The sequence below is a fragment of the Burkholderia anthinoferrum genome (assembly GCF_002925705.1).
GTDB classification, from domain to species: Bacteria; Pseudomonadota; Gammaproteobacteria; order Burkholderiales; family Burkholderiaceae; genus Burkholderia; species Burkholderia semiarida.
Map to the genome: position 1 here is coordinate 71,036 of NZ_LFZP01000063.1, position 8,772 is coordinate 79,807.

The 8,772-nt window shown below is 66.9% G+C and carries 7 protein-coding genes; 4 read left to right on the forward strand and 3 right to left on the reverse strand.

Translation table 11 applies throughout. The annotated features are described in order from the left end of the window. Positions 1-256: 256 nt before the first annotated feature. Together C5F75_RS30000 and C5F75_RS30005 are read left to right on the forward strand one after the other, a co-directional pair. Positions 257-3,292, forward strand: coding sequence for an ATP-binding protein (locus tag C5F75_RS30000; protein WP_104013177.1), 3,036 nt, complete (start codon positions 257-259; stop codon positions 3,290-3,292). A gap of 746 nt (positions 3,293-4,038) precedes the next feature. Continuing rightward, a complete protein-coding gene (locus C5F75_RS30005; RefSeq protein ID WP_059576333.1) occupies positions 4,039-4,359 on the forward strand; it encodes a helix-turn-helix domain-containing protein in 321 nt (106 codons plus the stop codon). A gap of 108 nt (positions 4,360-4,467) precedes the next feature. Here the strand turns inward: C5F75_RS30005 and C5F75_RS30010 are convergent, their stop codons facing one another. Both C5F75_RS30010 and C5F75_RS30015 read right to left on the reverse strand, forming a co-directional pair. Continuing rightward, positions 4,468-5,238: a glycosyltransferase family 25 protein gene (locus C5F75_RS30010; protein ID WP_059576337.1), complete on the reverse strand. Its 771-nt coding sequence runs from the start codon at positions 5,236-5,238 to the stop codon at positions 4,468-4,470. Further along, the gene (locus tag C5F75_RS30015) at positions 5,235-5,534 is read right to left on the reverse strand and encodes a hypothetical protein (protein WP_104013178.1); all 300 of its coding nucleotides are present in this window, start codon (positions 5,532-5,534) and stop codon (positions 5,235-5,237) included. The genes C5F75_RS30010 and C5F75_RS30015 overlap by 4 nt, the downstream gene beginning before the upstream one ends. A gap of 425 nt (positions 5,535-5,959) precedes the next feature. Here C5F75_RS30015 and C5F75_RS30020 point away from each other — a divergent pair, with 425 nt between their 5' ends. After that, on the forward strand, positions 5,960-6,367 hold the full coding sequence (locus C5F75_RS30020; protein ID WP_099317845.1) for an NUDIX hydrolase: 408 nt from the start codon (positions 5,960-5,962) through the stop codon (positions 6,365-6,367). 146 nt (positions 6,368-6,513) lie between these two features. Here C5F75_RS30020 and C5F75_RS30025 read toward each other — a convergent pair whose 3' ends face one another. Next, complete coding sequence (locus tag C5F75_RS30025) at positions 6,514-7,350, reverse strand: peptidylprolyl isomerase (protein WP_104013179.1); 837 nt, start codon at positions 7,348-7,350, stop codon at positions 6,514-6,516. Positions 7,351-7,869: 519 nt separating this feature from the next. Here C5F75_RS30025 and C5F75_RS30030 point away from each other — a divergent pair. Further along, complete coding sequence (locus C5F75_RS30030; RefSeq protein WP_104013180.1) at positions 7,870-8,649, forward strand: carbonic anhydrase; 780 nt, start codon at positions 7,870-7,872, stop codon at positions 8,647-8,649. Positions 8,650-8,772 lie beyond the last annotated feature (123 nt).

Consider the following 8,772-nt stretch of genomic DNA (forward strand, 5'->3'; position numbering starts at 1 on the left):
CCGTATAAACGCAGCGCGCAGGCTCGCCTCGACAATTAGGACCAGTCCTACCGCCGTTGCCGAATTGCTTCGGACTGCCCTACATACCGGCGGCCCTGCCATCACGATAATTGGCTCGTTCCCCGAGCCGGCAGTGCAATCGCCTGCCATTCCACACGGCTTACGGATATCGCTACGCGCGCGGTCCGCCGACGGCTCTCGCCGTTCGTCTCGCGTGCGGCCCCGATTCGCGCATTGATTTCACGGTATTCGTCCCATGCCCATCCGACACCTGTTCGCGTCCCCGGCGGACGCCAACGCGCCGTTCGCGTCGATCGACGGCGAAGCGCGCGACCTGAGCCTGCTGCATCGCTACCAGCGCTTCACGCTGTACGGCGGGGCCGCGGTGCTGTCGCTCGTGATCCTGTTCGCGACGAGCGTGCTGCTCGACGGCTCGGTGCGCGACTACATCGCGAAGCGGCGCGAGCTGTTCGCCACGCACAAGGCGCTCGTCGAACTCGAGATCGACGCGAAACAGGCGTCGGTGCGGCGCTCGGTGATCAATGCGGAGCTGTTGTGGAACAGCCATCCGCGCCATTCGCACAGCGCGGCCGAGGCGCTCGCGCGCGACGGCCACGTCGTGCTGTCGCCGTTGCGCAACGTGAGCGAAATCTTCGTCGCCGTGACGCCCGACGCGCTGGCCGGCAACGAAACCGACGAATACGTTCAACTGATGGAGCGGCTCACGATCTCGGTGGCGGCCGCCGAACGGCAATCGGGGATGCCGCTGTCGGGCTACGCGTACAGCCCCGACCGCAACGTGCTCGCGATCACGCCGCCGCCGTCGATGCCCTATCGCGACGTGCTCGAGCGCATCGGCGTGGCCGACACGCGCGCGCTGATCGACCGGCTCGCGTTCAACGTCGCCGACTGGTCGAACCCGGCCGTCGCGCGCTACTGGCGCGCGACGCGGCGCATCGCGTGGGAGCCGCCCGCGATCGACCCGCTCACGGGCAAGAAGGTGTTCCGCCTCGTCGAGCCGGCGTTCGACGGCCCGCGGCATTTCATGACCTTCGTCAGCGATCTCGACGTGAACCTGCTCGACGACCGGCTCAAGCAGGCGCCGGAAGACGCGGTGGTAATGCTGGTCGACCAGGCCGGCCGCGTGCTGCTGGACGAGGACCGCACGCGCGCGTCGATCGACGGCGCCGCGCTGATGCGTCACGCGCTCGCCGAGAACGGCTGGCGGCGCGGCCTCGACCGCTTCGACGAAAGCTATCTGCACGGCGTGTTCACGATCAGCGACCGGATCGCCGACACGGGCTTCGCGATCGTCTATGCGTACTCGTGGCGCACGATCGCGATCGCGATCTGGCCGACGATCGTGCGCGAAACCGGCGTGGCCGCGCTGATCCTGGCCGTGCTGTGGGCGCTCGTGATCGCGTTCGACCTGAAGGTGTTCGCGCCGGTGTTCCGCCGCTCGCGCCGCGTGTTCGAGACCGATGAAATGAGCCGCGCGATCATCGCGACGTCGCCGTTCGGCATCGTGCTCGTGTCGCTCGACACCGACGCGGTGCTGCTGCGCAACCGGATGCACGAGCTGTACGAAAGCGCGGCCGGCGCGCCGCCGCTGCACGAGCGCCTGCTCGCGCGCTACCGGCAGGGCGCGGGCAGCGCGCCGGTGCAGCTCGACGTGGAATTCCCGGTGACGCTCGACGACGGCCGCGCGCGTGACCTGCTCGTCAACTTCGTGCGCGTGCGCTACCGCGGCAAGGACACGCTGCTGTGCGGCTTCTCCGACATCACGACGCGCGCCGACACCGAGCGCGCGCTCGACAGCGCGAACCGCGCGAAATCGACGTTCCTGGCAACGATCAGCCACGAGATCCGCACGCCGCTGAACGCGATGCTTGGCAACCTCGAACTGCTCGACAAGGCGCCCGACCGCAATCGCGAGAAGTCGCGGCTGCACGCGGTCACGTCGGCCGCGCGGATGCTGCTCGACATGCTGAACAACGTGCTCGACATGACGAAGATCGAAGCCGACCGGATGACGCTCGAGGCGACCAGCTTCCGCATCGACGAGCTGGCGCGCGACATCGCCGAGCTGTTCGAGCCGGTCGCGCGTGCAAAGGGCGTCGCGCTGCGCGTGGACGTCGATGCGCAGGCGGCGCGGCCGTATGTCGGCGATCCGCTGCGGGTGCGGCAGATCGTCGTCAATCTCGTCAGCAACGCGATCAAGTTCACCGATCGCGGCGCCGTCGCGCTGTCCGTGACGGCGCCGGTGGCCGACGGCACGCCGGTGATGATCCGCGTCAGCGATTCCGGCATCGGCATGACGCCCGCGCAGCTCGAACGCGTGTTCGAGCCGTTCGCGCAGGCCGACGAATCGATCGCGCGCCGCTTCGGCGGCACGGGCATCGGCCTGCCGCTGAGCAACAAGCTCGCGGAATCGATGGGCGGGCGCATCGCCGTGGACAGCGTGCCGAACGTCGGCTCGACCTTCGTCGTGTCGCTGCCGCTGCCGCTCGACCATCAGCACGGGATGCAGCCGGCGCCGGCCGGCGGCGACACGCCGGACCTGCGCGTGCTGTTCGTCGACGACAACCCCGTCAACCGCTCGCTCGTGCACGATCAGCTCGACGTGCTCGGCTATCGCGCCGACGTCGCGTCCGGCGTGGCGCAGGCGCTCGATCTCGTCGAACGGCACGACTACGCGATCGTGATGACCGACCTCAACATGCCGGGCCTCGACGGCTATGCGCTCGCCCGGATGCTGCGCGAACGCGGCCGCGCGCTGCCGATCCTGGCCGTGACCGCGCATGCGGAGCCGGACGAGTTGCGGCTGTCGAAGGAAGCCGGCATCGACGAGATCGTCACGAAGCCGACGTCGCTGCGCTCGCTCGAACAGGCGATCGCGAAATACACGGGCCCGTGGCGGCCGGGCCGCGCGATCGCGGCGGCGCCCGCGAGCACGCGCGGGCCGCTGCCGCGCGACCTGTGCGCGGCGCTGGTCGATGCGACCAACCGGGCCAATGCCGCGATCGTGCGTGCACTGGAATACGGCGACCTGAAGGCCGCCCGTGCGGAGATTCACAGTATGCGCGGCGCGTTCGCGATGATCGGCGAGCGCGATGTGTCGGGCCTCTGCGCGTCGCTGGAAGCGCTGGCGCTGGCCGGCGACGCGGTGGCGTTCGCGCGGGAGTTCGAGCAATACCGCGGCTGCGCGCAAGCCGCGCTCGCGCGGCGCGCCGGCGACCACGCGCAGCAGCGTGGCGATCCGCTTGCGGCCGGAGTGAAGCATGGAGCATGAAGGAGGCGCGAAGCGGGAGGACGGCTTGCTTCGCGTCATCTGAACGATGAGCGGAAGAAGTGCGCGGCAACCGCCGGCGGGGATTCGACGCTCGCATAAGGCAGCGTGAGGAGTAGTGCTACAACCAACGTAGCTTCGCGCAACGGCCGGGCCCAGCGACCGCCGTCGAATCCATGCCACGGCACCGCGCAAACCCAGCTTAACGTCATTGGACCCTGCATCCAATAGGACTGAACCGATTCGTGCTGGGATTTCTTCCCGTCGGTGAAAACGGTTCGTCAGGGTGCCTCGACGCGGCCGATCGACACGCTTTTCAACACATCGGTGAAGAAACGACGAATCGGCCAGCCGACGCAGCCGCCGCGAAATCGTTGAGCAGCAAGGACGCGAGGCACTGACCTGATGGTCAACGCGGCTGAAACCGCGCGCACCCGTTGCCCGCGGCCGTTCAATCTTGGCTAAAGTAGTTGCACGTTTTCGCCTGGATGAAGTAACGATCGACATCCGCCGCGTCAACGAGCGCGGCCTGCGGGTGGGTAAAACACCTGCAGGCCGCTGACCACCACCAACTCAACAGAGGAGTTGACCATGGCTGACGCGAATCATAGCGCACCCATTCGTTTCCGGGACTGCTTCGTCAACACGCAAACATCCATTCAATCTCGCCGCGTCGTTCCGCATGTCAGGCTCGCCGATAGGGCGCCGCTCGATGCCGCGCAGTGTTCGGCGATCACGGGAGAAGCACGATGAATTACGACGATCAGGATGACTACACCGGCGCCGTGCCGGCCGATTTCGATTTCTACGACGTCGGGGAGCTGGAGGCCAAGTCCGTCCTTGCGCTGAAGCTCAACGCGCTGATTGCGTCGCGCGGCCTGAGTGACGAAGATGCCGCGGCGCTCGCGGAAATGGCCCGGCCGGTGGTCACGCCCGAGCAGCGCGAGCGGCTCAGGAACGTTTCGCTGGATCAACTGATGCTGACGCTGGCGGCATTTGGCCAGCATGTGGAAATCGTGGTGCGGGCCGCGGGGGAATCGGGCCCGGCCGGTATCACGGCGACGGTCTGACCGCGCGTCGCGCAACGACGAACGGGGCGGCAGCCGAAGCGTGCCGGTGCACGTACGAGGCAAGCGCCCCTTTCGATTCAACGTCGCCGGTTGTCGCGTCCGATCGGGTCAGGCCTGAATCGTCGACGTCTCGCGTGCATTCATCGTCACGGCGAGCGGCGGAAAGGTGGCCGCGCTATGCATCGCGCCGTAGAACTTGTTCATCACGATGTCGATGCCGTAATTGTCGAGCGTCCGGCCCAGCCCGTACGAGTAGAGCGTCTCCGGCCGCAGCGGAAAGCAGCGATCGAGCAGGAAGCGCGCGCCGGCCGGCGAGATCGTGTACGCACAGATCCCGTAGAACTCGAGCAGGTTCATCACCAGCACCGGGCCGCGGTCGTTCCGGAAATCGCCGATCGCGCCGTCGAGCGCCGCTTCGTCGAAGCGCATCGTCACCGGCGCGCGGCTGTTGAAGATCGAACCGCGCAAGATCGAATCGAAGTTGTAGCCCCATGCGATGAAATCGTGCCGGCCGCGATCGTCACGCAGGAATTGCAGCGTGGCGTCGTGGAAATCGGGCCGGAAGATCGCATCGTCCTCCGCGATCGTTACCCGCTCGCGGCCCGACGCGATGTCGCTCCACAGCCGATGCGTGGTCATCGCGATGCCGAACGCACCGCGCGTGTACGGCAACCCGGGCGCGAACAGGCCGGATGCGGTGATTGCGGCGTCCGAGAGTGCGTGTCCGTCGATCGCGTCGACGAATTCGAAATCCAGATGCGGGTTGTTCGCGCGGAACGCGTGCCGGCGCGCGTGGCTGCGGCGCAGCGAAATGACCTTGACGGTCGGGCGCACGGCCGGGTCCGCCGCAAGCAGGGTGGGCGCGTTCGTCGCCATCATTGCCAGCCCGTCACGACCGAAATGCCGAATACGATGCCGAGCACGATACCCACCGCACGGCCTTGCAGGATCGGCTTCAACGCCTCGGGCTCGAAGAACGGATCGATTGCGTTCATCCGGTTGCGCCATGCGGCGAACGCTGGCGGCACGAGCAGCACGAACGCCATCAGCACCGCCGAGATCAGCGTCACCGCCAGGCCGCCGGCGCTCCAGCGCGTGCCGGCCTCGATCACGAAGTGCACGAGCGCGACGGTCGCCGCGCTCGCGATCGTGCCGACCACCGCGCCCTTGACCACATTATCTGCATCACTCGTCGATTGTCCTCCATCGCCAGTTCATGCCGCTTGATATCGGCGGATGCTGCGTATTACAGGCGAGTCGGACGCGAATCTCTATCGGACGGGTCTTATTGTCCGGCGGCGGGGCGAAGGAATCGGACGAGGCCTACACGGCGTACCGGAGTCTATGTGGCCTGCTTCCCGGCCGGCGGCCCGCCAAGCGTCATCTGTCGACGCTTTTAAGACTGGGCCGATTGAGTGGCCGACAGCGTGTCCATAAAGTGGAACGCGTCACGGCGCAAGGCTGTCCGCCGCAACCGGCATGACGCCCGCGACGCCCTCGCATCGGAAACGTCTCGACACGAACGTCTTGACGGCGCTTCCCCGAAGCGACGTTTTTTCCCAACCGCGGCATTCGCCGCATGCCATCGGACGACACCATCATGAAACAACGCGCCACCGTCCTGTGCCGGCGCGGCGACCGGATTCTGCTGGTCGCCCGACCGCACGCCCGCTGGACACTACCCGGCGGCCTACCCAAACCGGGCGAATCGCTGAGCGACGCCGCTCGCCGCGAACTCGCGGAAGAAACCGGGCTCGTCTGCCGGAACCTGCGCTACCTGTTTCGCGCGGCCGGCAAGCACAAGCTGCATCACGTGTTCCTGGCGGATCTCGATGCGCACGCGCGAGCGCGTCCGTCCGCGGAAGTCGCGCACTGCGCGTGGTTCGACCGGATGGAAATGGCGTCGATCGATTGCAGCGGGCCGACGCCCGCGATCGTCGAACTCGCACTCGACGGGACGCGCGTCGACGGGCCCGTGGCCTTCATGATTCACGTCGAAGCGGCTTAGTCCGCAGTGGAATGACGCCGTTGCGGTTGGCGCCCGGCGCGGTTCCGATGGCGGAAGAAGCGGCCGATTGCCGGCGAAACGATGCACGGAAGAAAAAAGGCTCGGCGGGCTCACAGCCCGCCGAGCCTCGTTTTCTTCGGCGCCTGTTACTGCTCGATCGTCGCCTGCGCGGCCAGCTTGTCGACCAGCGCGGCCATCGCGCTTTGTTGGGCTTGCTGCTCCAGTTGCTGTCGCAGCACCGGCTTGGCCTTGTCGAAGCTCGGCACGACCACCGGGCGCTTGTCGGCGAGCTTCACGAACGCATACGCATTGCCGATCTGCACCGGGCCCGACACCGCGCCCGGCTTCAGCGACGTCATGGCCTGCGCGAGCGGCATCGGCAGCCCGGCCGTGTGGCCTTCGGCAAGCGGCGTCTTCAGTTCGCTCCACTCCGCCACGCCAGCGTTCGCGGTCGTGTTGTACTTCTTCGCGACCGCATCGAAGGCCGCGCCCTGCTTCAGCTCGGCGGCCACCGCATTCGCCTTCGCGGCATCGGCCACGGCCACCACTTGCGCGCGGTATTCGAACTGCGCGGCATTCGCGACGATGTAGTCGTAGCGCGCCTTCACCTGCGCATCGGTCACGCGCTGCGCGCCCAACGCATCGCGCAGATACAGATCGGCGGCCGCGCTCGCACGCGCGCGCGACACGATGCCCTGGACTTCGGGCCGGCTGCCGTAGTTCGCCTTGTCGGCCGCCTGCTCGATCAGTTGCCGCACGATCAGGTCGCGCTTCACCGCATCGCGCAACGCAGGCGTATCGGGCTGGCCCGACGCCTTCACGATGGTGTCCACGTCGCTCTGTACGATCGGCGCGTTGTTCACGACCGCGACGATGCCTTTCGGCAGCGGGGCCGCGCCGGCTTCGGCGGCGACCGCGCCCGTCATGCCGGTGGCGCAGACGAGTGCGATCACGGCGGGAATGGCTTGAATACGAGTCTTCATGATGGAGTCCTTGATAATTGACCGCGCACGAAGGCTGCGCGTATGAACGATGAAACGCGATGGCGCCGGCGGCGTCGCGCGCTCGAGGGTGTATCGAAATCGTCGACGACGTCGCGCGTATTCCCTGTCTGCCCGCGGCGCGCCACGTTCGTTGCCGTGCGTCGAACACGGAAAAAGGACGCCGCCCCACCTCGGGCGGCGTTCGGAACGAAGACGAGCTTCGGATACGAGGTATCGAACGGATCACCATGCAACCGTTCGACCGGCACATTGTGGGCAGACGCAGACGACGACACAATCGGCCTGGTCCTACATCGGCGCACGTTTGCGTCGCACGCTCGATCCGCACGATCCACACGAATCGCGACGCGCCGCATGAATGGCGCTTGAATCAGACGAGTCTGATTGGAACGCATCGGGCCGATACGAATAATGAATTGATCCCGGCTTTCGGTCGCGCAGGCATCTCGCGCCGGCCGCAAGCGATTTCCTTTCACCTTCCCGTATCGAGGATCCCGTTTGAATCATCGAATCAACCTGACGCAGGTCGTCACGGCAGTCCGGCGCGCGACGCTGCCGCTGTTCGCCGCGGCAATCGCGAGCGGCGCGACCGCGGCCGACGCCGCACCGACGCAGGACCCGCGCGACTTCGATTACGCGCATCAGCAGGCCTGGCAGATCGAGTCGGGCGATTCGCAATCGCCGGTCGACATCCGGTCGGGCACCGTCGTGCAGGCCGAACGCATGCCCGGCGTGAACGACGCGATCGTCGTGCACGTCGCCACGGGCGGCGCGACCGTCGTGGACAACGGCCACACCGTGCAGGTCGTGCCGAAGCAAAGCGACGTGATCATCCGCGGCCGTCACTTCCGGCTGCTTCAGGCGCACTTCCACGCGCCGGCCGAGCACACGATCGACGGCCGGCGTTATCCGCTCGAAGGCCATTTCGTGTTCCGCGCGCAGGACGGCCGGCTTGCCGTCGTCGCGGTGCTGTATCGCGACGGCAACGAGAACGCGCAGTTCGCGTCGATCGTGCGCGCGGCGCGGCGCGGCGTCGCGTCGCCGCTGGCGTCGTTCGACGTCGCGGCGCTGATGCCGGACGATCTCGACAGCTATTACCACTACCTCGGCTCGCTGACGACGCCTCCGCTCACCGAGAACGTCGAATGGTATGTGCTGCAGGACACGATGGAGCTGTCCGCGGCCGACATCGACGCGTTCACGCGGCACTACTCGCACAACGCGCGCGCCACGCAGCCGCTGAACGGACGCCCGCTGCTGAAGTACCAGCGGCACTGAACCCACGCAACATCGCTCATCCAAGGAGAATGTCCATGTCGAACCCATCGAAGTGCCCGTTCAACCACACCGCAGGCAGCGGCACGACGAACAAGGACTGGTGGCCGAATCAGCTGAACCTGA

Excerpts from the sequence above, each read along its gene's own strand:
- C5F75_RS30000 (WP_104013177.1), top strand. The coding sequence starts at position 257 with ATGCCCATCCGACACCTGTTCGCGTCCCCGGCGGACGCCAACGCGCCG.
- C5F75_RS30005 (WP_059576333.1), top strand. The coding sequence starts at position 4,039 with ATGAATTACGACGATCAGGATGACTACACCGGCGCCGTGCCGGCCGAT.
- C5F75_RS30010 (WP_059576337.1), bottom strand. The coding sequence starts at position 5,238 with ATGATGGCGACGAACGCGCCCACCCTGCTTGCGGCGGACCCGGCCGTG.
- C5F75_RS30020 (WP_099317845.1), top strand. The coding sequence starts at position 5,960 with ATGAAACAACGCGCCACCGTCCTGTGCCGGCGCGGCGACCGGATTCTG.
- C5F75_RS30025 (WP_104013179.1), bottom strand. The coding sequence starts at position 7,350 with ATGAAGACTCGTATTCAAGCCATTCCCGCCGTGATCGCACTCGTCTGC.